Origin of the sequence: Sphingomonas daechungensis (assembly GCF_039543105.1) — a bacterium.
In the GTDB taxonomy this organism is placed as follows: Bacteria; Pseudomonadota; Alphaproteobacteria; order Sphingomonadales; family Sphingomonadaceae; genus Sphingomicrobium; species Sphingomicrobium daechungense.
This window is the reverse complement of sequence record NZ_BAABJC010000001.1, coordinates 2,016,737-2,043,246: the sequence shown is the minus strand read 5'-3', so window position 1 is coordinate 2,043,246 and position 26,510 is coordinate 2,016,737. Positions and strand designations below refer to the sequence as shown.

Genomic DNA, 26,510 nt, shown 5'->3' with positions numbered 1-26,510 from the left:
GAAAGGCTCCACCCGCCTTGCCGGTCGATGCGGCAGCCGTCGATCGCCTTTCGCAGGCGCTGCAGGTCCAGACCGTCTCCACCGAGACTGGTCCCGCCTCGCCCGAGGTCTTCGCCGCCTTCAATGCGTTTCTCGCGCAAAGCTTCCCCCGCATCCACGCGGAGCTGCAAAAAGAGGTGCTTCCCGGTGGAAGCCTGCTCTTCACATGGCCCGGGATCGATCCTTCCGCTCCCGCACTCCTGCTGATGGCTCACCAGGACGTGGTCCCGGTCGAGGCAGGAAGCGAGGGCAAATGGAGTGCTCCACCGTTTAGCGGAACGATCGCCAACGGCTTCGTGATCGGTCGGGGCGCGATCGACGACAAGGGCTCGCTGATGGCGATCCTGGAAGCGACGGAGCGCTTGCTCGCCCGCGGCTATCGGCCAAGGCAGACGATCTATCTCGCCTTCGGCCACGACGAGGAACGCGGCGGAGAGGGCGCGAAGGCGATGGCGGCCCTGCTCAAGCAGCGCGGCGCCAACATCGGGCTTGGCCTAGACGAAGGCTATGCGGTGCTCGACGGCGTGATTGGCGGAGTCAACGTGCCCATCGCCATGATCGGCATCGGCGAAAAAGGGTACGTCTCGGTCGAAGTGACTGCGACCGGGGCCGGCGGGCACAGCTCGATGCCGGCTGACGACAACAGCGCCGTGCGCATTGCGCGCGCGGTGGAACGGCTCTCGATCAATCAAATGCCTGCGAGGATCGACGGTGCCTCCGGCGCGATGCTGGACGGCATTGCTCCGTATGGCAGCTTTACGATGCGCGCCGCCCTCGCCAACCGCTGGCTCACCGGACCGCTGGTCAAGCGTCAACTTCTATCGGTGCCGAGCACCGCGGCGGCGATCCGGACCACGACCGCGCCGACCATCCTCAACGCTGGCACCAAGGACAATGTCATCCCGCAGGTCGCACACGCCGTCGTCAATCATCGCATCCTGCCGGGCGATACCGTGGAGAGTGTGCTCGAACACGACCGCAAGGTCGTCGACGACCCGCAGGTTCAGGTTCGTCCGGCATCTTTCCAGCAGCAGCCAGGCAAGCCTGTCTCTCCGGACAGCGCGGAGTACCGGCAATTCAGGGCGTTAGTCCGCTCCAGTTTCCCGGAAGCCGGCGTTTCCCCTGGCCTGGTCGTCGGCGCCACAGACGGCCGCCATTACCAGGACGTCGCTAAAGCCGTCCTCCGCTTCGTCCCGATTACCATGCGCAAAGGCGACCTCACGCGCTTCCACGGCAACGATGAGCGCATTGCTATCGCCGACTACATGCGAGCGATTGCCTTCTACGAACGCCTTATGAGTGGGTCGCCGCCACCAAATAATTGAGGCGCAGGTCCTCGCTCAGGTGAAGCCCGCGCATCGGGCTGAAAGCCAGGCCTTCGACGTCGAGGCATTTCAGGCCCGCATTCGCCATCAACTGTTTCATCCGCTCCGGGGCGATGAACTTGTCGAAGTCATGCGTGCCCTTCGGGACTGCACCAAATCCCTCCGCCAGAGTGATGGTGATCAGCTTCGACCAGCCGGTCGCATTGGGCGTTGACATCATCAGCAGGCCATTTGGCGCCAGCCGCTTGGCAAGGTCGATCAGGAACTGCTGCGGATCGGCCGTGTGCTCGATCACTTCCATCGACGTGATCAGGTCGAACGCGCCTTGGAGATCCTCCACCGCGGCTACGCGGTAGTCGATCTGCAGCCCCTGCCCGGCCGCATGCTCGCGCGCGGCACCGATCAGCTCTGGCGCCGGATCGATCGCCGTGACCTTCGCGCCCAGCCTGGCCAGCGGTTCCGCCAGCAGTCCGGCCCCACACCCGACGTCCAGCGCGCTCTTCCCGTCCAGCGGACGCCGGCTGTGCTCGTCGAGCGACCAGTGCTGATCGATCCAGTCACGGATGTAGGCGAGCCGCACGGGATTGAGCTTGTGCAGCATCGCCGAGGCGCCCTTCGGGTCCCACCAGTCTCCCGCGAGCTTCCCGAACTGCTCGATCTCTTCCTGAACGATGCTTGTTTCCGCCATAGTCGCCTCCTAACAGGACGCGCCCGTACACCCAAGGAGCGAGAGTGCCCTCCTCAAGCCAAAAGCGCATCGTGATGAAATTCGGCGGCACGTCGATGGCCGGTATCGAGCGCATTCGCCACGTCGCCGAGCGCGTGCGCCGTGAGGCGCAGGAGGGCAATGAAGTCGCGGTCGTCGTGTCCGCCATGGCGGGCGAGACGGATCGCCTCGTCCAGCTCTGCAAGGAAGCTGCGCCGCTCTACGATCCGCGCGAGTATGACGTCGTGGTCGCTAGCGGCGAGCAGGTCACCTCTGGTCTCCTTGCGATGACTCTGCAGGGCATGGGTCTCAACGCCAAATCCTACATGGGCTGGCAGCTCCCGATCCGCGCGAGCGGCCATAGTGCCGGGCTGATCGATCATATCGATGCGGATGTGCTGGAGCGCGTCTTCGAGCAGGGCGGTATTGCCGTGATTCCTGGCTTCCAAGGTGTCACCGACGCCGGCGACGTCGCGACATTGGGCCGGGGCGGTTCAGATACGTCGGCAGTTGCGCTTGCGGTCGCGGCGAAAGCCGATCGTTGCGACATCTACACGGACGTTGAGGGGGTCTTCACCACCGACCCCCGGATCGTCCCCCGCGCTCGCAAGCTCGAGGCGATCACCTACGAAGAAATGCTCGAGCTCGCCTCGGTCGGAGCCAAGGTGCTTCAGACGCGCTCGGTCGGACTTGCGATGCGGTACAATATGCCGCTCCAGGTCCTTTCGTCCTTTGAAGACAAGCCCGGCACTTTGATCGTCGGCGATGACAAAATCGAGGAATTCAAAATGGAACGCGTGCTCGTCACCGGCATCGCTCACGACAAGAACGAAGCGCTCGTCACCCTCACCGGCCTGCCAGACAAGCCCGGAACGGTCGCCGGCATCTTCGGTCCCCTTGCCGAAGCCAACATCAACGTCGACATGATCATCCAGGCGGCGCCTCGCGAAGGCGAGAAGAGCGAGCTGACCTTTACCGTTCCCAACGCTTCCCTCGCGCACGCGGTCTCCGAGCTCGAGAAGGTGAAGGCCGACGTCGGGTTTGAAACCGTCAGCACCGACACCGATGTCGTGAAGGTCAGTGCGATCGGCGTCGGCATGCGTTCCAACGCCGGTATCGCGGCCCGCATGTTCCAGACTTTGGCCGAGCGGGGCATCAACATTCGCGCCATTTCCACATCGGAGATCAAGGTCTCCGTTCTCGTCCCGGAAGAATATACGGAGCTTGCCGTGCGCGTCCTTCACACGGCGTTCGGCCTTGACGACGCGGAAGCGAACGCGGGAGCGGCAGCATGAGCGGCGAAGGCCTGATCGCCGAGCCGCGCGCCGTCCACCAGTCCGTTGGCCATGCGCGCCTCAAGGAGCTGATGCATCGGGGCACCGAGTTCCTCGGCTGCGACGTCGCGATCATGGGCGGCGCGATGAGTTGGGTCAGCGAGCGCAGCCTCGTTTCCGCCATATCCAATGCCGGCGGCTTCGGCGTGATCGCCTGCGGTGCGATGACGCCCGAGCTTCTGGACACCGAGATTACCGAGACGAAAGCGCGGACCAAGCGCCCGTTCGGCGTCAACCTCATCACCATGCACCCTCAGCTGAGCGAGCTGATCGACGTTTGCGTGCGGCATGATGTCGGTCATATCGTCCTCGCGGGCGGCCTTCCGCCGGGCAAGGCGATCGAGAAGATCAAGGGCCATGGCGCAAAGCTGATGGCCTTCGCGCCGGCGCTGAGCCTCGCCAAGAAACTGATGCGGTCGAACGTCGATGCCATCGTGATAGAGGGCATGGAAGCCGGCGGTCACATCGGCCCGGTATCCACCACCGTGCTGGCGCAGGAAATCCTGCCGCACATCAGCCGCGACATTCCGGTCTTAATCGCCGGGGGCATCGGCCGCGGCGAGGCGGTCGCGGCGTATCTCGAAATGGGCGCGGTCGGCGTCCAGCTCGGCACCCGCTTCGTGTGCGCGAACGAGAGCATTGCACACGCCAACTTCAAGAAGGCGTTCATCCGCGCCTCCGCCCGCGACGCCATCCCCTCGGTGCAGATCGACCCGCGCCTGCCTGTCATCCCTGTCCGGGCGCTCAAGAATCGCGAGATGGAGAATTTCGCAGCCAAGCAGCGCGAAGTCGCACAGAAGCTCGACGAGGGCTCGATCGAGATGGCCGAGGCCCAGCTCCAAATCGAGCACTATTGGGCGGGAGCGCTCCGTCGCGCCGTCATTGACGGGGACGTCGAAAGCGGATCGGTCATGGCCGGCCAGTCGGTCGGCATGGTCACTCGCGAAGAGCCAGTCGCGGACATCATACGTGAATTGGTCGATGAAGCCGCTGCTGCGTTGGAAAGCCGGGGCTAGCGCCAAGAGGATTGGAAATGACGGATCAGACGATTGTCGAACGCGACGCTACAACGGAGGCGCGCAAAGCGTTGCAGACCGTCAATCCCGCGACCGGCGAGCCCGGAAAGACTTATCATGAGCACAAGCTCGCCGATGCGAAGGCAGCCGCTGCCGCTTCGCACCGGGCTTATCTGACTTGGCGCAAGACAAGCTTCGCCGAACGCGCGGCGGTGATCCGCAAGGCTGGCGAAATCCTTCGCCGCCGCAGGGACGAGTTCGCCGCACTCATGACCGAAGAGATGGGTAAGACCCTTTCCGACGGCCGCGCGGAAGTCGAGAAATGCGCCGGACATTGCGACTGGTTCGCCGATCACGCCGAGAGCTATCTGGCGAATGAGCGCGTCGACATCGGCGGCGGCGAGGCGTTCGTAACCTTCAATCCCATCGGCGTCGTGCTTGCGGTCATGCCGTGGAACTTCCCGTTCTGGCAGGTCTTCCGCTTCGCTGCACCCGCGCTGATGGCGGGCAATGGCGCACTTTTGAAACACGCCAGCAACGTCCCTGGTTGCGCTCTCGCGATCGAAGAGGTGCTCCATGAAGCCGGCGTTCCACGCGCCCTCTTCCGAACGGTCCTTCTGCCGAGCAGCGAGATCAAACCACTCATCGAGGACGAACATGTCGCCGCCGTAACCCTCACCGGCAGCGTTGGGGCCGGCAAGAGTGTGGCGACCGCCGCAGGAGGCGTGCTCAAGAAGTGCGTCCTCGAGCTCGGCGGGTCGGACGCTTACGTCGTGCTGGAAGACGCTGACATCGAAACCGCGGCGAAGGTCTGCGCGACGGCTCGCATGGTCAATGGCGGTCAAAGCTGCATCGCCGGCAAGCGCTTCATCGTCGTGCGCTCGGTCCTTAAAAAGTTCGAACCCGCCATTGTCGAAGCAATGCGCGCTTACGACATGGGAGATCCACGTGACGAGACCACAAAGCTCGGGCCAATGGTCAGCGTGAAGGCCCGTGACGAAATCCACAATCAGGTTGAACGGAGCATCGCCAATGGTGCTCGCCTTTTATTGGGCGGGAACATTCCGGATCGTGCCGGCGCCTGGTATCCCGCAACCGTCCTCGCCGATGTCCGGGAGGGCCAGCCCGCGCATGACGAAGAAGTTTTCGGCCCGGTCGCCGCAATCATCGCCGCCGATGACGAAGCGGACGCCATCCGCATCGCCAACGACAGCGAGTTCGGTCTTGGCTCCGGCGTCCTGACCGGCGACCTCGACCGCGGCCGCCGCATTGCGGCCCATGAACTCGAAGCAGGCATGAGCTTCGTCAACGAAAACGTCCGCTCAGACTCTCGTATGCCGTTCGGCGGCGTGAAGCACTCCGGCTACGGCCGCGAATGCGCGTCCTTCGGCATTCGCGAGTTCACGAACATCAAGAGCGTCCACGTTAGCGAGCTGAAGCACGACGGCGAATCGACCACCGAGTAGACCGAAAATCTTCGTGTGGGCGCGCGAGGCGCTCGGTCAGGCGATAATCGTGGCACGCTAACCTGCTGAATTTGCTCGCCGGGCGTATCCTCCACTCAACGACTCGGTGGGGTGGGACATGCAACCGGCGAGTGCCGCGCGCGCAGACGCGAACATTGCGATTGGCAGTGAAGAACTAGCCGAAGGGCTGATGCTCGTCCGCGCGAGTACCTTGAAGATCATCCGACTTCAGTTGGCGATGGAACGTCGTGACCGCCGCGTGGCGCTGGAGGCAGTGGACGACCTCGTCGCGCTCGACCGCAGCCTTCAGGATTTCCTTGCCCACGTGCCGGTCGCCAATGACGACGGCATCTTCAGGAACTTGCTGGAGCTGGAACGGTCCGCGCTCAACGTCGAAAAGCATACCCTAGCCGGAGGGATTGCCGGCCGGAGTAGGGAAGAGGCTGTACCTGATCCGGAGCCTGCGGACCCTACGGACTGGGTTTACGAGGATATCGAGGAGACTCCGCGTCGGCCCTGGCTTGCATGGGTCTTTGCAGTCGCCGCGATTCTCACGCTTGCAGCGGCTGCATTCCTTTTTGGCGCGTCAGGCTACGCGCCGGATATCATCCGGGAGGCTTTATGATCGCTTCCGACAGCCTGCTCCGTGCAAAGGAGCTCGACGCCTATGAGGCGATTTCGTCCCTCGATCGCCATGGCGAGACGGTAAGGCTGATCCTGGCGGAAGTGTCGATGCTCTCCGAAAAGTATCGCTACGTTCAGCGCCACGACGTCCCGCACGTCCGTGAGCTGACCAAGATGATCGACCTGCTCTGGCAGGAAATTGAGATGGAAGCCTATCCGCAGCCGGTGCTGAACCCACTCGATCAGGTGGGAACCTACTGAACACGAGCGACTGCCGCGTGACATAAGCGAGGCGCATCTGATAGCGCTTGGCTATGCCGCTGAGCGCCGCCGCCTCCGCCCGCGAAATCCTGACGGGCCTCCATGAGATCATGGCCGGCCGGGGCAGCGCGCAATCCAAGCTCGACAAGGTCGTCGACCTGATCGCGGACGCGATGGAGAGCGAGGTCTGTTCCATCTACCTGCTGCGCGACAACAAGCTCGAGCTTTACGCGACTCACGGCCTGCGCAAGGAAGCGGTGCACGTCACTCGGCTGGGGATGGGGGAAGGCCTGGTAGGCACCATCGCCGCGGAGGGGCGCATTCTCAACCTCGCCGAGGCGGCCGATCACCCTGCCTTCGCCTATCGTCCCGAAACGGGCGAGGAGAGCTTCCACAGCTTCGCTGGAGTCCCGATCGTAAGGCTGGAAAGCCCGATCGGCGTCCTCGCCGTCCAGCACGTCGAGCCGCGCCGATACGAAGAGGTCGAAATCGAGGCGCTCCAGACCGTTGCGATGGTGCTCTCCGAAATGATTGCGGCCGCAAGGCTGGTTGACGGCGCACGACGCGGACGAATTCGCAGCAGCGGCCCGCTGCGCTTGTCGGGACTGAAGCTCGTTTCCGGAATGGCCAAGGGTGAGGCAGTCTTCCACCAGCCCCGAGTAATCGTCGAGCATACCGTCGCTGACGATGTCGAGGCGGAGCGCGACCGCGTCTATTCCGCATTCCGCAAGATGCGCGAGCAGATCGACGCGATGACCAAGGATGCGGAGTTCGGGACCGCCGGCGAGCATCAGGAGATTCTCGAGACCTATAAGATGTTCGCCTACGACGAAGGCTGGTCGAGGCGGATCAACGAGGCGATCGATAGCGGCTTGACCGCGGAGGCGGCCATCGAGCGAGTTCAGCAACGGACTCGCGCCCGCATGCAGGACATCGACGATCCTCTGCTCAAGGATCGGATGCACGATCTCGAGGACCTGTCCAACAGGCTGTTGCGCATCGTCTCGGGACGGTTCGGGACGGCGGCGCAGACTGGCCTGGCTCGCGACACCGTCCTCATCGCGCGCAATCTCGGCCCTGCCGAACTGCTCGAATACGATCGCCGTAGGCTGAAGGCGGTCGTGCTCGAAGAAGGGTCACTGACCGCCCACATGACCATCGTGGCGCGGGCAATGGGCGTCCCAGTGGTCGGCCGGATTCCCGACATTCGCCACAGCGTCGAGGAAAGCGAGCAGATTCTCGTCGACGGCGACAACGGCAGTGTAATCATTCGTCCCAGCAGGGCGCTCCTGTCCGGCTTCGAGCACCGCCTCGCGACACGTCAGAAGAAGCGCGCCGAATTCGAGGCGGTCCGCAATTTGCCTGCGGTCACCCTCGACGGTGTTCCGGTGAGCGTAATGGTCAACGCGGGGCTTGCCGAAGACGCGGCCAACCTCGACCCTTCGGGTGCGGACGGCATCGGTCTGTTCCGGACCGAATTCCAGTTCCTCGTCTCGGCGACGCTTCCCGGCCGGGAGCGGCAGCAGCGACTATATACCAAGGTGCTCGCTGCGGCTGGCGACAAGCCGGTGATCTTCCGCACGGTCGATATCGGCGGGGACAAGGCCCTGCCCTATCTTACCGACATCCGCGATGAGGCTGAGAATCCATCGATGGGTTGGCGCGCACTCCGCCTGTCGCTCGATCGCTCGACCTTGATGAAGGCGCAGGCCCGAGCGCTGATCGAAGCCTGCGGCGGCAAGACGCTTCGTGTCATGTTCCCGATGATCTCCGAGCCCTGGGAGTTCGACGAAGCTCGCGCCCTGTTCGAGGAGCAGGTCGCGTGGGCGCGAAAGGGCCATCGCAAGCTCCCCAGCCGTATCGATTTCGGCGCCATGCTCGAAGTCCCCGCGCTTGCCGAGGTTCTCGACCAGCTTCTGCCAAAGATCGATTTCCTGTCGATCGGCACCAACGATCTCACGCAATTCCTGTTCGCGGCAGACCGGGGAGACCCGAGGTTGGCGGAGCGCTACGACTGGCTCAGTCCGGCGATCCTACGCTTCCTTCGACGAGTCAGCACCCAGGCGCGCGAGGCTGGCGTCCCCGTCCGTGTCTGCGGGGAGATGGGTGGGCGTCCGCTTGAAGCGATGGCCCTAATCGGCATCGGGATCGAGCAATTTTCGATCACGCCGGCCGCCGTCGGTCCGCTCAAGGCGATGGTGCGGTCGCTCGATTCGGGGAAGATCCGTATCCGGATGGAGCAGTTGCTTGATCGCCCTCCGGCGAACATGCGCAAGACGCTCGGCGAGTGGGCGCGACGGCACAAGGTGGCAACCGACTGACGCAAGGAAACTGCGGTTGACAGCATGGGCAACCGCTTGGACAAGCGGACCGGGTAGGGTTGAGGCGAATGGCCGAAAGCGAAGACGATTTTGTACACGCACAGCCGTCCGTAGGCGATCGCCTTCGGGCCGCCCGCGAGGCGAAGAAGCTGTCGCTCGAAGATATTGCCGAGCAAACTCGAATCCCTCTTCGTCACCTGCAAAACCTGGAAGCCGGGGAGTGGAGTGCGCTGCCGGCGCCGACCTACACGATCGGGTTTGCCAAAAGCTATGCCAGCGCGGTCGGCCTCGACAGGACGGAAATCGGCGACGACCTTCGCGATGAGATGGGCGGCGTCCGTTACGACGCCGCGAAGACCGAGGTCTTCGAACCGGCCGATCCTGCGCGTGCAATGCCCAAGTGGCTGGTTCTCTCGGCGATCGGGGCAATCATTCTGGTCGTGGTGGTCATGACTTGGCTCAATAACCGGGCCCTGTCGCCCGACCAGCCCGCAGCCCCAGCCCCGCAGGAAACGGCCACGGCGCCCGCGCGGACGGAGCCAGCAGCAACTACGGCACCCGCGCCGGCTCAAACGGCAGAGGGGCCGGTCACGTTGACGGCAGTTGAGCCCGCGTGGATCCGTGTGACCGACCAGGGCAAGACCTTGTTCGAAGGCGTGCTCCCCGCCGGTCAGACCTATTCCGTCCCGCAAACTGCCTCGGCCCCACTGCTGCGTGCGGGCGCTCCGGAAGCCTTGCGCGTCAATGTTGGGACTGCAATTGCACCGCCAATAGGGCCTGCCGGAAAAGTTGCATCGAACGTCAGCCTGAAGCCGGTCGACCTGATGCGAGCGCCCGCTGCCGCAGTAACAACCGTGCCTGCGCCAAGTGCGCCACCGGCAGTTCAGAACACCGCCGGGTAAGAGCCTCATTTTCGAGTGCAGGTTCCATATCTATCCTTGGCTTAGTGCACTCATCGGAATAGGTTTTCCCTTCGGGGAGGGACAATGAACACCAAGACAATCCGTTTTGCGGCGGTCGCGGCTTTGATGACGACGAGCGCGGTGCCGGTTCTGGCGCAAGTGCAGCAGCCAATGCCGCAAGCCCAACCCGTCGCGACGCAGGCCTCGGTCATCAACCTCGACAATCGTATCGTCGCGCTCGAACGCCAGATCGCCGATCTACTGCGCGCGGAAGAGGAGAACGGCCGGCGGATCAGTGAACTGGAAGCGACGCTGAAGTCGGAACGCGAAGCCAGCGCCAGCCGGATCGCCGCACTGGAATCCCGACTGGCGGCCGGGTTGCCGTCCGTGGCGAGCACGGAGCCAGCGGCCGAGAAGCCGAAGCCGGCTCCTGTCAGCAGCTCGCCTGGTCCGAAGCCGTCTCAAACGGCAACGTCCTCCGAGGATGCGACTGACCCCGCCGAGGAAGCCTATGATGCCGGCTACCAGCTATGGAAGGCGGGCAAGTATGACGAGGCTATCGGAGCGCTTCGCGCCTTCAGCTCGGCCTACCCAAACCATCGCCGGACGAGCTGGGCGAACAATCTCGCCGGACGGGCCATGCTGGACAAGGGCGAGCCACGCGCCGCGGCCGAGGCCCTGCTGGCCAACTATCGCAGGAACCCGAAAGGCGAGCGCGCCGCTGACAGCCTCTATTACCTCGGGCAATCGCTGATGAAGCTCAACCAGCCGAGCCAGGCCTGCAAGGCCTATGCGGAACTGGAGGCGGTGTACGGTGACGGCGTCCGGGCGGACCTGAAGAAACTGCTTCCTCCCGCGAAGGCGGAAGCGAAGTGCTCGTGAATTCGCCAGGGGACCACATATGGCTCCCGCCGCGTTCATCGATCGATTTCGATCCGACCTTGATCGGCTGATTGAACCCGGGACCCGCGTCGGCATCGCCGTTTCGGGCGGGCCGGATAGCATGGCGCTCCTGCTGCTCGCTGCTGCCGCAAGGCCCGGCGAAATCTTGGCGGCGACGGTGGATCACGGCCTGAGAACGGAAAGCCGTGCCGAAGCGGAAATCGTTGCGGCCGAATGCGCCCGGCTTGGAATTCCGCACGCGATTTTGCCGATCGCCTGGGAGCGCCCGCCGACTAGCGCGGTGCAGGAAAGCGCTCGCAAAGCCCGTTACGCCGCTCTTGCGAGCTGGATGCGAGGCCGGGGCGTCCCGGTCCTGATGACCGCGCACCATCTGGACGATCAGGCCGAAACGCTGCTGATGCGCTTCAACAGGGGTTCGGGAGTGAAGGGTCTCGCGGGAATGCGAGCGCGAAGTCCGCTCACTGGAGCGGCTGATCTGAAGCTCGTCCGCCCATTGCTCGAATGGCGCCGCTGCGAGCTCGAAGATGTTTGCGCAGAAGCCGGGGTGAAACCCGCAGCCGATCCCAGCAACGACGATGAGCGGTATGAAAGAGTGCGCATCCGTAAGGCCATCTCGGACTCTTCATGGCTCGATCCTGAGTCACTCGCCCGGAGCGCTTCGCACCTCGGCTTCGCAGACGAAGCGATCACTTGGGCGACAGACCGTGAATGGGAGGAGAAGGTTACAGTTGGCGACGATCGCGTCAGCTACACGCCGTCCGGCGCGCCAGCAGAAATCGTTCGCCGCGTGTTGTCACGGGCGATTGCCACGCTTGGCACCGAGGGCTGCCCGAACGACCTTCGGAGCCGCGAAATCCAACACGTAATCGACACGCTGCGCTCAAGTGGGACTGCGACACTACGAGGCGTTCGGTGCAGCGGTGGACCTACATGGATCTTTACGCCCGCGAAGCCTCGATGCCCTCCCAGCTAGTCTGAGCAAAGCTCCAATTTCCTGATGTGCTGAAAGGCAGATGTGGGGCCTGTCGATGGCTGCATCGTCGAACGACGTCACCGTCGGCAGGCCCCACACCTTAGCCGCGCCTCCCCCGAACGGCTGACGGCTATTACCGAAGGAAGGGTTTGACCCCCGCCGCGCAGGATACTCCCCGGCCGCAGCCAACCTAGCTATCAAAAGTTAGGCGCGACCGTGTGTCCCGATTTGACGACCGATGCCATGGACCACTGTGCGCCGTGTATCATGTGCGATATCACCGCCGAGTGAGACGGGGGCTCAGACTACCATCCGGACGCGTGATCGCGATCGGCCGCTACATGCTGGCGGCGCTGCTCGTCTTTTATCTTTGGATCGACACCAGCCCCGCTCTCGATCCGGCGTCGATGACCTTCGCCGTGCTCGGCGCCTACTCGATCTTCGCGCTCATCGTCATGGTGGTTACCTGGGATGACTGGTGGCTTGAGGCGCGACTGGCCGGGCCAGCGCACGCGGTCGACATCATCGCCTTCGCTCTTCTCGTCTATTCGACGCAGGGCTTTGACAGTCCTTACTTCACGCTCTTCATTTTCATTGTCGGCGCATCCGCGATCCGCTGGGGGTTGAGAGCCACCTCACTCACGTCCGTCCTGCTGATCGGGCTCTTCTACATGGTCGGAATGCTGGTGTTCCGATCGACAGGGCCGGCCCATTTCGAAGACTTCGTCGATCGCACCGGGCACCTGATCATCCTGTCGATGATCCTCATTTGGTTCGGCGTGAATCAGTGGCGATCTGGCCTTTATTCGCGCTCAGAACCCATTTCGTCTGAATCCGCGCTGGATGAATCGCCTCTCGAGACCAGCCTGCGGGCGGCAATGGAGGGCCTGAATGCCTCATCGGGCGTGCTGATCTGGCGGGCGCACGGCCGCAAAGCCGCGAACGCCTTTGTCGCCCGCAACGGGGGGATGACGGTAGTGCGGACGAATGCCGATGCACTGATGGGCTTTGGAGCCGGCCCGTTCCTCTACAACAATCCCAAGAACCGGGCGCTGGCGCGTGACGACCGCCGGAACCTGTGTCCCTTCAAGGCAGACGAGTTAATCAACGGGAAGGCCGCTGCCGAACTCGGCTTGGAGGAGGGCATCGCCATCCCGTTCCGCACCGGTGGCGGCGAAGGCGAAGTCTTCCTCGAAGGCATGCCAAACCTGTCCACGGATCATATCGACCTCGGCCGGCAGATCGCTCTGGACGTGGTCGGCCAGATCGAACGTCACGCTCTCATCATCGCGGTGGAGGAAAGTGCCGAGGCGCGATCCCGGCTTGGACTTGCGCGCGACCTTCACGACAGCGTCGTCCAGTTCCTCGCCGGCGCGGCGTTCCGGCTAGAGGCGCTGAAGCGCGACCTCGCGTCCGGCCGCGACCTTGAGCCCGAGCTCAACTATCTCAAGCAGCTGATGCTGCACGAGCAGGGCGAGCTTCGCTCCTTCATCGCAGCGTTGCGAAGCGCTCCCCAGATCGGACTCGACGAGCTTGCCAAGGACCTTCGGAGCCTGGCCGAGCGCCTCGCGGAACAGTGGAACGTGCTGTGTGAGTTCTCGGCTCAGACCACAGACATGATGGTGCCCAGCCGTCTCCACCTCGATGCGCAGCACCTCGTGCGGGAAGCCGTCGCCAACGCCGTCCGTCACGCCGGCGCCAAGAGCGTGACGATCCGGCTCCAGTCCGACACCGACCAGCTCAAGCTCGATTTCATTAACGATGGCTCGCGTTATCCCAAGACCCAGCTGACAGGCGGGATGCCACGGTCGCTCAGCGAGCGAGTCAAGTTGGCTGGCGGAGCGCTCGAGCTGACGCGAGGGATGGGAGTCACACGAATCTCGGTCTCGCTACCGATCTCGGGAAGAATTCACTGATGCGCATCCTGCTCGCCGACGATCACCCGATGATCAGCACGGCCATCGAAGCCCTGCTCCGCAACTCGCCTTTTGAAATCGCCGGAATGGCATCGACGGGTGAGCAGGCATTGCAAAAGCTCGATGAGCTCAACCCGGACATCCTTCTGCTCGACCTGCAAATGCCGGGGGGGACCGGCATGGACGTCTTGCGCCGCCTCAAGATGAACGGCAGCAAAGTCCGCGTCGTCCTGCTAACGGCCGCGATTGATGACGCTTCGCTGCTGGAAGCCAAGTCGCTACGGGTTCAGGGCATGGTCCTGAAAAACTCGGACCCTGCATTCCTTCTCGAATGCCTCGACCACGTCAGCAAGGGACGCCGATGGTTTGATCCAGAGTTATCCGGCCGCGCCAAGGAGCTGGCCGACACGCTCGGTGATCGTGAGGGACCGGCTCTCTCGCCCCGTGAGCGTCAATTGATCAATCTCGTCCGCAAGGGTCTCCGCAACCGCGAGATCGCCGAGCAGCTTGGCGTGACCGAAGGGACGATAAAGGTCTATCTCCATGCAGTGTTCGAGAAGCTAGGCGTCACCAGCCGAACTGAGCTTGCGATCCGCGCGGACGAGTTCCTCGCAGGGAGTTTCCTGACCGATCGGCGCTGACCCACCTGTCCCGCAATGGGACGAATGCCAGCGACGCCGTTCATATCACTGCAAAAATCAGTGACATATGCGTGCAACATAGGAGTTGCACAGGGCTGCTTGCGACGATGGAACTGAAGGATGTCTCCCGAGAGCTTCGACGCCACGTGAACCTCGACGCGATAGCGCGCCGGGCCGACAATCAGCGCCACGACATCCACCTTACCGACATCTCGCGCGATGGCTGCCAGTTCCGCTCCGATGTTCCGTTCGAGACCGGTGAGGTCATCACCATTCGACACGAGGTTCTCGGCGATCTCTTGGCCGAAGTTCGCTGGGCCTGCGCGGGGCGGGTCGGCGCCCTCTTCCTCAGGCGGGACTGAACGCGATCCCGCTGACGGCACCAAACGCCTGTGATATCATTGTCATTAAGGTTCTAGCGCCTATCTTGCAGTCGCTAACCGGCATTCGCGCCGTCGAGAGAGATTAGAATGAACGAGAAAAAGCCGACGAATCCCTGGGCAAAGAGCCTCCTCATCTGGGTTGGCATCCTCTTCGGGCTCGTCGTTTTCGTGCAACTGATCGGCGGCGGCTCGAAGGCCGCTACCGGCGAAGCCATTCCTTACTCGGAATTCATCAAGCAGGTCGACGAGTCCAACGTCCAGGCGGTGACGACCTCGGCCACGACCAGCGGCAACCAGGTCATCACCGGCAAGCTCAATTCCGGTCAGGAATTCCGGACGACCGCGCCCAAGGACGCCCAAGTCACCGATCGCTTGATCAAGGCCGGCGTTCAGGTTCAGGCCAAGGAAGCCGAACAATCGAGCATCTGGCAGTACCTGCTGCTGCAGTCCCTGCCCTTCATGCTAATGATCGGCATCGCCTTCTTCGTGATGCGTCAGATGCAGAAGAACGCCGGCTCCGGAGCGATGGGCTTTGGCAAGAGCCGCGCCCGCATGCTGACCGAGAAGCAGGGCCGCGTAACGTTCGCCGACGTTGCCGGCATCGATGAAGCCCGCGAGGAGCTTCAGGAGATCGTCGAGTTCTTGAAAGACCCGGGCCGCTTCGCTCGCCTCGGCGGCAAGATCCCGAAAGGCGCGCTACTGGTCGGCTCGCCCGGCACCGGCAAGACGCTTCTCGCCCGCGCCATCGCGGGTGAAGCGGGCGTTCCCTTCTTTACCATCTCGGGTTCGGACTTCGTTGAGATGTTCGTCGGCGTTGGCGCCAGCCGCGTCCGCGACATGTTCGACCAGGCCAAGAAGTCGGCCCCGTGCATCGTCTTTATCGACGAAATCGACGCGGTCGGCCGCCATCGCGGCGCCGGCCTCGGCAACGGCAATGATGAGCGCGAGCAGACCCTCAACCAGCTGCTGGTCGAGATGGACGGCTTCGAAGCCAACGAAGGCATCATCATCATCGCCGCGACCAACCGGCCGGACGTGCTCGACCCGGCGCTTCTCCGCCCCGGCCGTTTCGACCGCCAGGTCGTCGTGCCGCGCCCCGACATCGACGGCCGCGAGCAGATCCTTGCCGTTCACATGAAGAAGGTCCCGCTGGCGCCGGATGTCGACGCGCGCGTCATTGCACGTGGCACGCCGGGCTTCTCGGGCGCCGACCTCGCCAATCTCGTCAACGAGGCTGCACTCCTCGCGGCCCGCAAGGGCAAGCGCCTGGTCGCCGCGCTCGAGTTCGAAGAAGCCAAGGACAAGGTCATGATGGGCACCGAGCGCCGCTCGATGGTCATGACCGAGGACGAAAAGCGCATGACCGCCTATCATGAGGCCGGCCACGCCATCGTCGCGCTTCATGAGCCGGCTTCGGACCCGATCCACAAGGCGACGATCATCCCGCGCGGCCGTGCGCTGGGCATGGTGATGCGCCTGCCGGAACGCGACAACTACAGCTACCACCGCGACAAGATGTACGCGAACCTGTCGGTCGCCATGGGCGGCCGCGTCGCCGAGGAACTGATCTTTGGATACGACAAGGTCAGCTCCGGCGCGTCGTCGGACATCAGCTACGCGACGGGCCTCGCCCGCGACATGGTCACCCGTTGGGGCATGTCCGACGCGCTCGGCCCGCTGCAGTACGCGGAAGCCGACGAGGAGGTCTTCCTCGGCTATTCGGTCAACCGGCAGAAGAACATGTCGAACGAGACCGCGCAGGCCATCGACAAGGAAATCCGCCGCATCGTCGAGCAGGGGTACGAGCGCGCCAAGACGGTCCTGACCGAGCAGCACGAGCAGCTTGAGACACTGGCAAAGGCGCTTCTCGAATATGAGACGCTGTCGGGTGACGAGATCAAGATCGTGCTGGACGGCGGAGCCATCGACCGCGGTGGGCCGAAGGGTCCCGCCATTCCGGCAGCCGGCTCCTCGATTCCGAAGGCGAAGCGCCCACCGAAAGGCATTGGCGGACCGGCGACCGCCGGCGCTTGAGCCTTCGCCGCTTCCTCGCGGCAGCCATCATCCTCGTCAGCGCCTCACCGGCGCTGGCGACGGATGTCGAAAGCTTTCTCGTCAGGGTTCACAAGGTCCAGCGATTGGGCCCGTTCGCGTTCTTCTCGCCGGAATTTTATCGGCTCAAGCACCTGGTCGAGGCTGACGGGGAAGAGCTCAAGACGGAATATGCCGAGTTGAAAGCGGCGGGGCGGCCGACGGCCTTTTGCCCGCCCGTAGCGGACAAGCCGCGTGTCAGCCCCAACGAATATCTCGCCGCTCTGAAGGCCGTCCCGGCAGAGAGACGCCGTGTCACGACGACCAAGGACGTGCTGAGGACCGTGCTCGAGCGAAAATATCCCTGCGGCCGCTAATCGAACAGGCCGAGCGCGAAGAGCGCGAGAAAAAACAGGGTGAGCGCAACGATTGAGAACGTGACCAACAAGATCGTGCGGACCAGCGCGCTCCTGCCGGACAGACCGTAAGTACCTTTGAGCTGGCGATAAATGTGGAACGGCGGGACCAGCATTGCGAAGCCGGCGACCTGCGGCAGTCCCGCCAGCCCGATCAGCATCGCGGTCACCACCAGCAAGGTCATGAAGCTCAGCGAATAGGTCACGAACACGGTGTGATCGTAGAGGCGGAAGCGGCGGCTGAACGGGAATAACAGCCACAGGAATGGCACGGACAGCGGAATCAGCATCCAGCTGAATTTGTAGGCATTCGTCTTGAGCTTGTAGAACATGAGATCGGGATTCTTGACCGCCTTCTCCAGCGGTTTGCTCAGCCAGTCCGGTGCATCGATGCGCGTCTTTGCTATCCGCCCGATCTCGCCCTGCTGGACGCCCCGCATGACCGCCAGGTCTTGCTGCAGATCGGCAATCTTCGCGTCGTACGGAGCAGTCGGCCGATTGGCGCGTACGGCAGCGTCGCGCTGTCGCTGAAGGTCGGCGATCTGCCGCTCGTTCGACGAGATGCTCTTCTGCAGTTCTGCCGGTGCATCCGGGCTGATCCTTGGCGACAAGTCACCGCTGAAGCTCGCAACGGCAAACATCAGGAAAACCGAGAACAGGAATAGCGCCATGGGCGAGACGAACTTGGCGCGCTCGCCGTCGATGTAGCGCCGCGTGAGCTCGCCAGGGCGCCAGGCGAGCATCGGCAGCGTGTGCCAGACCTTGCCCTCGAAATGGAGCACACCGTGAAGCAGGTCGTGCCAGAAGGCGTGCAAGGTGCGGTGCACATGCGACTTCTGCCCGCAGGCATGGCAATACTCGCCGACCAGCTGCGCGCCGCAGTTCAGGCAATTCTTCTCATGCGTGTGGCCGCTACTCGCGCCGGAGCGCGGCTCAACCGCGCCTCCAAGTACTGCGCCGGTCGCAGCATCGCCGATGGCTTCCAGATCCGACATGCAACGTTCCCCTCCCCAACATTATGCGCGCTTCGGCGCTCATGCTAGCTGCCGTTCAATGAAGCGGATTGGACTTCTCGGCGGCTCGTTCAATCCGGCGCACGTCGGTCATCGACGTATCAGCCTGGCGGCCATGGACGCGCTCGGGCTGGATGAGGTCTGGTGGCTGGTGTCCCCGGGAAACCCGCTCAAGGCCGGCCGCAAGGACATGGCGTCCTTCGAAGACCGCTTCGCGTCGGCCAGGGACATGGCCCGGCGATCGCGCATCAAGGTCAGCGATTTCGAGCGGCGCGCGGGCACGCGTTTTACGATCGACACGGTTCGGAAGCTCCGAAGGACCTTTCCCAGCACCCAGTTTATCTGGCTGATGGGCGGCGACACTGTGGCCGAATTTCATCAGTGGAAGCACTGGCGCAAGCTCGCGGAATCGCTGCCGATTGCGGTGATTCGCCGCCCCGGTTATGATCGTCAGGTCCACGCGGCTCGCGCGATGGGCTGGCTGAGACGGTTTGTCCGACCTTCCAGCCAGGCACGGAACTGGACGGATTGGAGTGCACCGGCGATTATTTTCCTTCGCCTGACGCCCGACCCAACCTCCGCTACCGGCCTCCGCGCGCACGATCCCAACTGGCATGAACGGTATCCGGACCCCACGGGGGGTTCCAAACGTTTCGTAATGCCAACTTTGATCAGGAGAGCACTTGCCCGACAGTCCCACTGAGACCGCTACCGGCCGTCCCGAACTCGACGTCGAAGACCTCCACGCCCTCGTCCTCAAATCGCTGGATGACGATCAGGCCGTCGAGGTCGTGACCATCCCGCTCGCTGGAAAATCGAACATTGCCGATCACATGGTGATCGCGTCGGGCCGCTCGACCCGGCAGGTTGCATCGATGGCGCATAAGCTTGCGGACCGGATCAAGGAGCAATTCGGGAGGATTGCGCGGATTGAGGGACTGCCCACCGCGGACTGGGTTCTGATCGACGCGGACGATGTGATCGTGCATCTTTTCCGCCCCGAGGTTAGAAGTTTTTACAATTTAGAACGTATGTGGGCTTTCGGCGATGATGCCGAAAGGAGTACAGCTGCTCACGGGTAGAGGGCTTTATGCGTTTGATTGCTGTTTTCCTGGGGCTGCTGGCCTTCGCGCTTCAGCCTGCCAATGCGGCGTCTTCGCCGGGCCTGCTGACGCTTGAGCAGCAGCTGAAACTGCTTGTCGGATCGCAAACCAGTGATGTCGGCGTTGCCGCGCTTGACCTGACGACGGGCGAGACCGTCGAAATCAACGGCCACACGGCCTTCCCGATGGCCAGCACGGTCAAGGTCGCCGTCGCCGCCGCCTACCTCAGCCAGGTCGATCACGGCCAACGCTCGCTCTATGACAGGATTTCCGGAACCTCCGCGGCCAGCCTGATGGAGCGGATGCTGATCCACAGCGACAATCGCGCGACGGACATGCTGATCCGCGACCTCGGAGGGCCTTCTGCGATCCAGGCCTGGGTGAAGTTTCACGGCCTCAACGATTTCCGCGTCGACCGAACGATCGCCCGCCTGCTCTCCGACAAGCGCGACCTGTGGGACTATCGCGATTCCGCAACGCCGCTGGCCATGGTCGACCTCCTTCGACGGTTGGACCGGGGCAATGTCCTGAAACCGGAGAGCCGATCCTATCTGATGGATCTGATGGGCCGTTGCGAGACTGGCAAGAACCGCATTCGTGGGCTTCTTCCGTGGGGAACCAAGGTCGAGCATAAGACCGGAACGCTCAACGGCTACACCAGCGACGTCGGCTACATCACACTGTCGAACGGCCATCGCGTCGCGGTGGCCATGTTCGCCCGTGGCGGCACCGACCGGCCGAAGACGATCGCAGAGGCCGCGCGCGCCATCTACGACGGCTTCACCAAGCTGTTCACCTGGCCGACCTACGGCACGGCGTATTCGGGCGCCGCGCGCAACTAGGTGCTGCTCCACGTCATCGCGCGTGGGAAAATCGGCCGATCACCCGAGGCGGAACTCGTCGAGCGCTACCTGAAGCGCATCAGCTGGACGACGAAACTTACCGAGCTTGGCGAGCGGGCCACTCTTCCAGTGACCGCGGCGGGATCGATGACAGTGCTACTCGATGAGAAAGGCCGCGTGCTTTCCTCGTCCGAGCTTGCAAAACTGCTCGAGCAATGGCGCGATCGCGGCACTCGCGAAGTGCGCTTTGTGATTGGGGCCGCGGACGGCCATTCTCACGAGGAACGTCAATCCGCGGACATGCTGCTGTCGTTCGGAGCGGCGACCTGGCCGCACCTGCTCGTAAGGGCCATGCTCGCCGAGCAGCTGTTCCGGGCGACATCCATCCTTGCGAACCATCCCTATCATCGCGAAGGTTGACTGGTGCACGCGCGTTTCGCCTTCGCCGTTCCTCTTCTCGCCCTGCTTGCGGCGAGCGAGCCTGTCCGCCCCGCCCCCGAGCCGATCGCACTGACTGCGCAGCGTGCGATCGCCGAGGCCAAGCTCGCGGAAGCTCGCGTCGTGAAGCTGCAAAAGGCCGCCGACGAGGCGAAAAGCGAGGCCGAACGCATCGGTGCGCAGAGGGCCGCGGCCGCAGAAGCCATCGCCGCCGCCGAAGCCCGGATCAGCGCGGCTGATGCCAATGCACGGGCGATCTCTGCCCAGATCCAGCTCCGGCGAGAGCGACTGCAGCGCGAGGCAGCACCGGTGACTTCGCTGCTGGGCGGGCTCGCAGTGATGGCGGAGCGGCCGCCGTTGCTGGCCGTGCTCGACCGGGGGTCGACGCAGGAATTTGTGAAGGTGAGGCTGCTTCTGGACGCCACCCTGCCTGTCATCCAGGCGCGAACGGCATCCCTGCGCGCAGAACTCGACCGCGGGCGAAAGCTGCAACTTGAAGCCGAGCAAGCCCGATCCGACCTCGTCAACAGCCGCAACGCCCTCGCGATGCGCAAGCAGGAGTTCGCCGAGCTCGAAGGCAAGGCCGTCCGCATCGCACAGGAGCGCGGCGGAGAAGCGCTAGGTGCAGGCGACGTGGCTTTGGCACGCGGCGAGGAAGCCGCCGACCTCGTCGGCGAAGCCCGGCGTGGACAGCAGGCCCAGCAGATCGCGTCCGAGATGTCGCGGTTGCCGGCACCGCCCGCCCGACCGGGGACGACAAGGTCGCCGGCTGAAGGTTTCGCCTATATCCTGCCGTCCACCGCGCCCGTCGTCGAAGGCCTGAGTGCCATCGCGCCGAATGGGGTCCGCTCCCGCGGCCTCACGCTGGCAACGGGCAGCGGTGCCGAGGTCATCGCACCCGCCGCAGGAACGATCCGCTTTTCGGGCCCATTCCGCAGCTACGATGCGGTCATCATCATCGATCATGGCAACGGCTGGATGAGCCTTCTGCTGAACGTCGCGTCACCGCTCAAGTCGGGACAAAAAGTGCAGATCGGACAGCCGCTTGGCCGCGCCATTGGTCGAATAAGCGTGGAACTGTCCCGCAATGGGCGGCATGTGTCGCCTGCTCTCATCGCAGGTTCATCTCAGAACCTGTCAAAGGGCCTGAAACAGAGTTAGGGTGTAGACCGAAACCCGGGACACGCAGATCATGAAGCTGACTACCAAATTGCTTCCGCCGCTCGCTCTCGTCGGGGCGCTTGCCCTAGTGCCGGTGACGACCAGCTCGCTCGCAGCCGCGGACTCCGCCAATTACCAGGAGCTTGAGACGTTCATGAGCGTCTACGAGCGAGTGAAGGCGCAATACGTCGACAAGGTCGATGACCATACCCTGATCAAGGGCGCGATCGACGGCATGCTCGCGGCGCTCGATCCCCACAGCTCCTATGCAGAAGCGACTGACTTCGACGTCCTCAAGGCGACGACGGACGGCAATTACGGCGGCCTCGGAATCACGGTTGGCGTCGAAGACGGTGCGGTGAAGATCGTTTCGCCGATGGAAGACACGCCTGCCTGGCGCGCCGGTCTGAAGTCAGGCGACTACATCACACACATCAATGGCGAACTTCTCTACGGCCTCTCCCTCGACGAGGCGGTCGAGAAGATGAAGGGGCAGCCGGGTTCGTCGGTGAAGCTGACCATCGTTCGCCCGGGCCGCGACAAGCCGTTCGACATCTCCATGGTTCGCGAACGCATCGAGCTCCGGCCGGTGAAGTGGGAAATCAAGGACGGCATCGGCATCATCAACATCAATTCGTTCGCCGGGAACACGGGCGATGCCACCAAGGCAGCGCTCTTGGCGATCGACAAGGCGACCGGCGGCAAGCCGCTCGGATACGTGGTCGACCTCCGGTCCAACCCGGGCGGCCTGCTCGACCAGGCGATCGACGTCAGCGACGCCTTCCTCGAGCGGGGCGAGATCGTGTCGCAGCGGGGCCGCGAAAAGGACGATATCGAGCGTTATTACGCCACTCCGGGCGACATGGCTCACGGCCTCCCAGTGGTCGTGCTGATCGATGCAGGCAGCGCTTCGGCGGCGGAGATCGTCGCGGCCGCGCTTCAGGATCACCACCGCGCACTCGTCCTCGGCGAGAAGAGCTTCGGCAAAGGATCGGTGCAGACCGTCCAGATCATGGGACCCAAGGCGGCTCTCCGCCTGACCACGGCGCGCTACTACACGCCGTCTGGCCGTTCGGTTCAGGCCGGCGGGATCGAGCCGGACATCAACGTGCCGCAGCTGAGCGATCCGGACTTCAAGGACCGCAAGGTTGTGCGGGAATCCGACCTTCGCCGCCACCTGCTGGGCCAGGCCAACGTCGACGAGAAGCTGCTGGAGCAGGACGACCTGTCGAAGGACCCCCGCTTCAACTTCACGGCTGCTGAGCTCGAGAAGAAGGGAGTCACGGACTTCCAGCTCGATTACGCTCTCCGCACGCTGAAACGGCTGCGGGCGCCGACCAACGTTGCGTCTGCCGACACTTCGAAGCGGTCTTAAATGAACGAAGCGGCGCTTCCGCGCGATCGGGGCATGCTGGGAATCGGAAGCGCTGCCGCGGCGCGGCTGATCGCCTTGCTGCTGCCGCTCGGCCTGCTCGGTGGGGCGCTGGGCTCGCAGTACATCGGCGGCCTTCACCCCTGCGAGATGTGCTACTGGCAACGGTGGCCGCACGGAGCGGCGATCCTGCTCGCAGCTCTGTCGTTCACGGGGCCCGCGACATCCCCGCGTTCCCGGACATTGGTCCTGCTTGCAGCTGCGGCGATCGCGATCTCTGGGGCTATCGGTGTCTATCACGCCGGCGTCGAGGCGCGCATCTTCGAAGGATTCACGACCTGCACGGCGACCAAGGGACTGACCCTGGAGGACATCATGAAGGTGCCGCTGGTCCGCTGCGACCAAATCCAGTGGTCGCTCTTCGGAATCTCGATGGCCGGCTGGAATGCGATCCTGTCGCTTGGCGGAGCCGCACTGATCGTCGTCCCGTCTCTAAGAGGTCGCCGCGCATGAAACCATGGCGGCCCGGACAGCGCCGGTCCGATGCGGAATCGATGATCCGCGTCGACCAAGCCGGCGAATATGGCGCGACCCGCATCTATGCAGGGCAGCTCGCAGTTCTCCGTCGGAATTCGACTGCGGCCAAGATGGTCGCACGCATGGCCGCGCAAGAGCAGCGTCATCTCGACCGGTTCGATGCCCTGATGGCCGAGCGGCGAGTCCGGCCAACCGCGTTGCAGCCGGCCTGGAACGTCGCTGGTTATGCACTAGGAGCGGTCACCGCCCTGATCTCTCCCTCGGCGGCCATGGCCTGCACCGAAGCCGTCGAAACGGAGATCGACCGCCATTACGGGGCGCAGCTCGAGCATTTGGGCGATTCAGATCCGGAGCTTGCCGCCGATATCGCGGAATTTCGCGCGGAGGAACTGGAGCACCGCGACGTCGCCCGCGAGGCTGGCGCTGCCACGGCTCCGTGCTATCCGCTATTGACGTTCGGAATCCGTGCGGCATGCCGTGTCGCAATTGGGTTATCGAAACGGATTTGAGGAACCAGCAGCGGCAGTCGGCCGCTTTACTGTTGGAAGGATTGTTATGACGAAGCTTGCAGCCCCTCTTGCAGCCGCTGCCCTGTTTGTCGGCTTCGCCTCGGCGCCGGTCGCCGCGCAGAATGACTCGAGCACGCAGGACTCAAAGCAGCGGATTTCGGAGATCATCGTCTTTGGAACCGACCCATGCCCGCGTTCGACCGATGACGAAGTCGTGGTCTGTAGCCGCGTTCCGGAATCCTACCGCTACCGCATGCCCGAAGCTTATCGGCCGGGCGGCAGCTATCAGCAACGTCAGGCGTGGGCGAACAAGGCAAAGTCGCTCGAGCGCGTCGGCCGCACGGGAATCCAGAGCTGCTCGCCGGTCGGACCGGCGGGCTACACCGGCTGCCTGGACCAGATGATCAATTCGGCGCGCCAGGAAAGCGACGACGATTACCGCGCCGGTACTGCGCCGAAATAATCCTCAGCCTCTCGCCTTTTCGGAGGCGATCCACGCGTCGATTTGCCTTTCCAGCGCATCCAGCGGCACCGCGCCCTGTCCGAGCACAGCGTCGTGGAAGCGGCGTATGTCGAACTTGTCGCCCAGCGACTTCTCGGCCCTCGCCCGTAGATCCTCGATCTTGCGCTTGCCGATCATGTAGGCCGTCGCCTGGCCCGGCACCGAGATGTAACGGTTCACCTCAGCATCGATGTTGGCGTCGGTAAGGGCCGTATTGTCCTTCATGAAGGCAACGGCCTTCGCCTTGTCCCAGCCCATTGAGTGGATACCGGTGTCGACCACCAGCCGCGTCGCGCGCCACATCTGGTAACTGAGGCGCCCCATGTCCTTCTGCGGCGTGTCGTAGAGGCCCATGTCGGTGCCCAGCCGCTCCGAATAGAGCCCCCAGCCCTCAACGAACGCCGTGTAGAACGTCGTCGCCTTGCGCCACTGCGGCATGTCCAGTTCTTGCTGGATCGCGATCTGCATATGATGGCCGGGAACGGCCTCGTGCACCGACAGGACCGGGATTTCCCAGAGCGGCCGCTGGTCGAGCTTGGTCGTGTTGACGAGATAGAAGCCGGCAATGCCGCCCTCCGGACTGCCCGGCTGGTAGCGCGCAGTCGTGTCGGTCGGGGCAGTCGCGGCGGTCATCGGGCGGATGCCGTAGGGCAAGCGCGGCAGGCGTGAGAAATAGCCAGTCATCTTGCCGTCGATGGTCTTGGTGACGATCGCCGTCTTCTCCATCAATTCCTCGGGCGTCGTCACGTACCACTTCGGGTTGGTCCGCATGTCGGCGATCATCGCCTCGCGGCTGGCGAACCCGGCCTTCTTCGCCACGGCCTCCATCTCCGCGCGAATGCGCGCAACTTCCTGCAGGCCGATCTGGTGTATTTGATCAGGAGTGAGGTCGGTCGTCGTGTGCAGGCGAACCAGCGCCGCGTAATAATCCTTGCCGCCCGGCTGGCTGGCAACGCTGTCGACCGTCCGGCATTTCGGCACCAACTGGCTCTGCGCGATCGAAGCGAAGGACTTGTAGGACGCGGTGATCGGTCCCTGGATCTGCTCCCGAGCGCGGGACTGGAGGTTTGCCCAATCTCCGGCCGAGATCGAGGGCGGGCGGGATCCCGCGAACGGCCCGTAAAACGGCGACTGCGTGGGATCGGCCGGGACAAAGGCGAGGGTCTGCTCCGGCAGCTTCCGCATCCACTCGCACGCCTGCGTATAGCCCTCGTTGGCGGCCTTCACGCTCATGTCGCTGTACGCCTTCATCCGCGCAGGAACGAGCGTCAGGCGCGCAAGGTAATTCTCGTAATCCGCCTTGTCGCGCATGGGGATATTCTCACCCATGGTCGCCATGTAGTCGTGATAGCTGCCGAGCGAGGAGTAGAGCAGCTGCCGCTGACCGAAGCGGTTGAAGCGGATCTGGTCATCCAGAGTCCGCTCCAGAACGGCGCGATTGCTTTGGTCCATCGCGTTCAGCGAGGCCGAGGGAATTGCGCGCAGCCGCTTGAGAAATGCGTCCGCTTCCGCCGCCTGCCGATCGAATTCCGCCAGGCTGAGCTCGGCAAGCTCGCGATCATAAGTCTTCACCCCGACCGAGCTTGCAGTGAGCGGATTGTCCTTCAGGTACGCCGCCCAGTAATCGTCCATTAGCTTGTGGAAATCTTCGGTCGGACCGGCGGTCGCCGGGGCGGAGATGGCGATTGAGGCAGCCGTCGCGAGAGCGAGCGTCAGATTGCGCATATGATGTCTCCCTGTTCCCCGAACCCTAGCCAGGGCACGCGCGGCCGCAAC

General features: G+C 63.6%; 27 protein-coding genes. 24 read left to right on the top strand and 3 right to left on the bottom strand.

Features of this window, described 5'->3' with window-relative positions:
- Positions 1–176: 176 nt before the first annotated feature.
- Entirely contained in the window at positions 177–1,364 is a 1,188-nt protein-coding gene (locus ABD928_RS10685) for a M20/M25/M40 family metallo-hydrolase (protein WP_187715211.1), read from the top strand.
- Here ABD928_RS10685 and ubiG read toward each other — a convergent pair.
- The gene (gene ubiG / locus ABD928_RS10680; RefSeq protein ID WP_345168630.1) at positions 1,333–2,052 is read right to left on the bottom strand and encodes a bifunctional 2-polyprenyl-6-hydroxyphenol methylase/3-demethylubiquinol 3-O-methyltransferase UbiG; all 720 of its coding nucleotides are present in this window, start codon (positions 2,050–2,052) and stop codon (positions 1,333–1,335) included. The genes ABD928_RS10685 and ubiG overlap by 32 nt on opposite strands.
- Positions 2,053–2,126: 74 nt before the next feature.
- Here ubiG and ABD928_RS10675 point away from each other — a divergent pair, with 74 nt between their 5' ends.
- The 14 genes from ABD928_RS10675 to ABD928_RS10610 all read left to right on the top strand — a co-directional run bounded on the left by ABD928_RS10675 (position 2,127) and on the right by ABD928_RS10610 (position 17,218).
- Positions 2,127–3,365, top strand: coding sequence for an aspartate kinase (locus tag ABD928_RS10675; RefSeq protein WP_345170196.1), 1,239 nt, complete (start codon positions 2,127–2,129; stop codon positions 3,363–3,365).
- Complete coding sequence (locus ABD928_RS10670) at positions 3,362–4,420, top strand: NAD(P)H-dependent flavin oxidoreductase (protein ID WP_398286627.1); 1,059 nt, start codon at positions 3,362–3,364, stop codon at positions 4,418–4,420. Before ABD928_RS10675 ends, ABD928_RS10670 begins: the two co-directional genes overlap by 4 nt.
- A gap of 17 nt (positions 4,421–4,437) precedes the next feature.
- Positions 4,438–5,886 (top strand): NAD-dependent succinate-semialdehyde dehydrogenase, encoded by a 1,449-nt coding sequence (locus ABD928_RS10665; RefSeq protein WP_345168625.1) that lies wholly within the window; start codon positions 4,438–4,440, stop codon positions 5,884–5,886.
- A 106-nt stretch (positions 5,887–5,992) separates the two neighbouring features.
- The gene (locus ABD928_RS10660) at positions 5,993–6,511 is read left to right on the top strand and encodes a hypothetical protein (protein ID WP_345168622.1); all 519 of its coding nucleotides are present in this window, start codon (positions 5,993–5,995) and stop codon (positions 6,509–6,511) included.
- Entirely contained in the window at positions 6,508–6,771 is a 264-nt protein-coding gene (locus ABD928_RS10655) for a hypothetical protein (protein WP_187715213.1), read from the top strand. Before ABD928_RS10660 ends, ABD928_RS10655 begins: the two co-directional genes overlap by 4 nt.
- 53 nt (positions 6,772–6,824) lie before the next feature.
- A complete protein-coding gene (gene ptsP / locus ABD928_RS10650) occupies positions 6,825–9,092 on the top strand; it encodes a phosphoenolpyruvate--protein phosphotransferase (RefSeq protein ID WP_345168617.1) in 2,268 nt (755 codons plus the stop codon).
- Positions 9,093–9,160: 68 nt separating this feature from the next.
- A complete protein-coding gene (locus ABD928_RS10645) occupies positions 9,161–9,994 on the top strand; it encodes a helix-turn-helix domain-containing protein (RefSeq protein WP_187715214.1) in 834 nt (277 codons plus the stop codon).
- A gap of 84 nt (positions 9,995–10,078) precedes the next feature.
- A complete protein-coding gene (locus ABD928_RS10640) occupies positions 10,079–10,876 on the top strand; it encodes a tetratricopeptide repeat protein (protein WP_187715215.1) in 798 nt (265 codons plus the stop codon).
- A 19-nt stretch (positions 10,877–10,895) separates the two neighbouring features.
- The gene (gene tilS, locus ABD928_RS10635) at positions 10,896–11,870 is read left to right on the top strand and encodes a tRNA lysidine(34) synthetase TilS (protein ID WP_187715216.1); all 975 of its coding nucleotides are present in this window, start codon (positions 10,896–10,898) and stop codon (positions 11,868–11,870) included.
- Between the two features lie 320 nt (positions 11,871–12,190).
- Complete coding sequence (locus ABD928_RS10630) at positions 12,191–13,786, top strand: sensor histidine kinase (RefSeq protein ID WP_187715217.1); 1,596 nt, start codon at positions 12,191–12,193, stop codon at positions 13,784–13,786.
- Complete coding sequence (locus tag ABD928_RS10625; RefSeq protein WP_187715218.1) at positions 13,786–14,427, top strand: response regulator; 642 nt, start codon at positions 13,786–13,788, stop codon at positions 14,425–14,427. Before ABD928_RS10630 ends, ABD928_RS10625 begins: the two co-directional genes overlap by 1 nt.
- A 107-nt stretch (positions 14,428–14,534) precedes the next feature.
- A complete protein-coding gene (locus tag ABD928_RS10620) occupies positions 14,535–14,789 on the top strand; it encodes a PilZ domain-containing protein (protein WP_187715219.1) in 255 nt (84 codons plus the stop codon).
- A 108-nt stretch (positions 14,790–14,897) separates the two neighbouring features.
- Positions 14,898–16,844 (top strand): ATP-dependent zinc metalloprotease FtsH, encoded by a 1,947-nt coding sequence (gene ftsH / locus ABD928_RS10615; RefSeq protein WP_187715220.1) that lies wholly within the window; start codon positions 14,898–14,900, stop codon positions 16,842–16,844.
- Positions 16,841–17,218 carry a hypothetical protein gene (locus tag ABD928_RS10610; RefSeq protein ID WP_187715221.1) on the top strand — a complete coding sequence of 126 codons (378 nt, stop codon included), beginning with the start codon at positions 16,841–16,843 and terminating at the stop codon, positions 17,216–17,218. The genes ftsH and ABD928_RS10610 overlap by 4 nt, the downstream gene beginning before the upstream one ends.
- Here ABD928_RS10610 and ABD928_RS10605 read toward each other — a convergent pair.
- Positions 17,215–18,252, bottom strand: coding sequence for a DUF3667 domain-containing protein (locus ABD928_RS10605; RefSeq protein ID WP_187715222.1), 1,038 nt, complete (start codon positions 18,250–18,252; stop codon positions 17,215–17,217). The genes ABD928_RS10610 and ABD928_RS10605 overlap by 4 nt on opposite strands.
- Positions 18,253–18,310: 58 nt before the next feature.
- Between ABD928_RS10605 and ABD928_RS10600 the strand changes: the two genes are divergently transcribed.
- The 9 genes from ABD928_RS10600 to ABD928_RS10560 are packed head-to-tail and all read left to right on the top strand — an operon-like array spanning position 18,311 to position 24,695.
- Positions 18,311–18,973, top strand: a complete 663-nt coding sequence (locus ABD928_RS10600; protein WP_345168602.1) for a nicotinate-nucleotide adenylyltransferase — start codon at positions 18,311–18,313, stop codon at positions 18,971–18,973.
- Entirely contained in the window at positions 18,954–19,352 is a 399-nt protein-coding gene (gene rsfS / locus ABD928_RS10595) for a ribosome silencing factor (protein ID WP_345168598.1), read from the top strand. Before ABD928_RS10600 ends, rsfS begins: the two co-directional genes overlap by 20 nt.
- An 8-nt stretch (positions 19,353–19,360) precedes the next feature.
- On the top strand, positions 19,361–20,215 hold the full coding sequence (locus tag ABD928_RS10590) for a serine hydrolase (RefSeq protein WP_187715223.1): 855 nt from the start codon (positions 19,361–19,363) through the stop codon (positions 20,213–20,215).
- Positions 20,216–20,635, top strand: coding sequence for a 23S rRNA (pseudouridine(1915)-N(3))-methyltransferase RlmH (locus tag ABD928_RS10585; RefSeq protein WP_187715224.1), 420 nt, complete (start codon positions 20,216–20,218; stop codon positions 20,633–20,635).
- A 3-nt stretch (positions 20,636–20,638) separates the two neighbouring features.
- Positions 20,639–21,814 (top strand): murein hydrolase activator EnvC family protein, encoded by a 1,176-nt coding sequence (locus tag ABD928_RS10580; RefSeq protein WP_345168593.1) that lies wholly within the window; start codon positions 20,639–20,641, stop codon positions 21,812–21,814.
- 37 nt (positions 21,815–21,851) lie between these two features.
- Positions 21,852–23,189, top strand: a complete 1,338-nt coding sequence (locus ABD928_RS10575; protein ID WP_398286890.1) for a S41 family peptidase — start codon at positions 21,852–21,854, stop codon at positions 23,187–23,189.
- Positions 23,190–23,699, top strand: a complete 510-nt coding sequence (locus ABD928_RS10570) for a disulfide bond formation protein B (RefSeq protein WP_223276481.1) — start codon at positions 23,190–23,192, stop codon at positions 23,697–23,699.
- 41 nt (positions 23,700–23,740) lie between these two features.
- Entirely contained in the window at positions 23,741–24,232 is a 492-nt protein-coding gene (locus tag ABD928_RS10565; RefSeq protein WP_187715227.1) for a demethoxyubiquinone hydroxylase family protein, read from the top strand.
- A 46-nt stretch (positions 24,233–24,278) separates the two neighbouring features.
- The gene (locus ABD928_RS10560; RefSeq protein ID WP_187715228.1) at positions 24,279–24,695 is read left to right on the top strand and encodes a hypothetical protein; all 417 of its coding nucleotides are present in this window, start codon (positions 24,279–24,281) and stop codon (positions 24,693–24,695) included.
- Between the two features lie 3 nt (positions 24,696–24,698).
- On the opposite strand, the gene ABD928_RS10555 is transcribed toward ABD928_RS10560, so the two are convergent.
- Entirely contained in the window at positions 24,699–26,459 is a 1,761-nt protein-coding gene (locus tag ABD928_RS10555) for a DUF885 domain-containing protein (RefSeq protein ID WP_345168585.1), read from the bottom strand.
- Positions 26,460–26,510: the final 51 nt, after the last annotated feature.

Excerpts from the sequence above, each read along its gene's own strand:
- ABD928_RS10590 (WP_187715223.1), top strand. The coding sequence starts at position 19,361 with ATGCGTTTGATTGCTGTTTTCCTGGGGCTGCTGGCCTTCGCGCTTCAG.
- ABD928_RS10620 (WP_187715219.1), top strand. The coding sequence starts at position 14,535 with ATGGAACTGAAGGATGTCTCCCGAGAGCTTCGACGCCACGTGAACCTC.
- ubiG (WP_345168630.1), bottom strand. The coding sequence starts at position 2,052 with ATGGCGGAAACAAGCATCGTTCAGGAAGAGATCGAGCAGTTCGGGAAG.
- ftsH (WP_187715220.1), top strand. The coding sequence starts at position 14,898 with ATGAACGAGAAAAAGCCGACGAATCCCTGGGCAAAGAGCCTCCTCATC.
- ABD928_RS10600 (WP_345168602.1), top strand. The coding sequence starts at position 18,311 with ATGAAGCGGATTGGACTTCTCGGCGGCTCGTTCAATCCGGCGCACGTC.
- ABD928_RS10655 (WP_187715213.1), top strand. The coding sequence starts at position 6,508 with ATGATCGCTTCCGACAGCCTGCTCCGTGCAAAGGAGCTCGACGCCTAT.
- ABD928_RS10555 (WP_345168585.1), bottom strand. The coding sequence starts at position 26,459 with ATGCGCAATCTGACGCTCGCTCTCGCGACGGCTGCCTCAATCGCCATC.
- ABD928_RS10665 (WP_345168625.1), top strand. The coding sequence starts at position 4,438 with ATGACGGATCAGACGATTGTCGAACGCGACGCTACAACGGAGGCGCGC.
- ABD928_RS10645 (WP_187715214.1), top strand. The coding sequence starts at position 9,161 with ATGGCCGAAAGCGAAGACGATTTTGTACACGCACAGCCGTCCGTAGGC.
- tilS (WP_187715216.1), top strand. The coding sequence starts at position 10,896 with ATGGCTCCCGCCGCGTTCATCGATCGATTTCGATCCGACCTTGATCGG.
- ABD928_RS10625 (WP_187715218.1), top strand. The coding sequence starts at position 13,786 with ATGCGCATCCTGCTCGCCGACGATCACCCGATGATCAGCACGGCCATC.
- ABD928_RS10640 (WP_187715215.1), top strand. The coding sequence starts at position 10,079 with ATGAACACCAAGACAATCCGTTTTGCGGCGGTCGCGGCTTTGATGACG.
- ABD928_RS10675 (WP_345170196.1), top strand. The coding sequence starts at position 2,127 with ATGAAATTCGGCGGCACGTCGATGGCCGGTATCGAGCGCATTCGCCAC.
- ABD928_RS10560 (WP_187715228.1), top strand. The coding sequence starts at position 24,279 with ATGACGAAGCTTGCAGCCCCTCTTGCAGCCGCTGCCCTGTTTGTCGGC.
- ABD928_RS10670 (WP_398286627.1), top strand. The coding sequence starts at position 3,362 with ATGAGCGGCGAAGGCCTGATCGCCGAGCCGCGCGCCGTCCACCAGTCC.
- ABD928_RS10570 (WP_223276481.1), top strand. The coding sequence starts at position 23,190 with ATGAACGAAGCGGCGCTTCCGCGCGATCGGGGCATGCTGGGAATCGGA.
- ABD928_RS10605 (WP_187715222.1), bottom strand. The coding sequence starts at position 18,252 with ATGTCGGATCTGGAAGCCATCGGCGATGCTGCGACCGGCGCAGTACTT.
- ptsP (WP_345168617.1), top strand. The coding sequence starts at position 6,825 with ATGCCGCTGAGCGCCGCCGCCTCCGCCCGCGAAATCCTGACGGGCCTC.
- ABD928_RS10565 (WP_187715227.1), top strand. The coding sequence starts at position 23,741 with ATGATCCGCGTCGACCAAGCCGGCGAATATGGCGCGACCCGCATCTAT.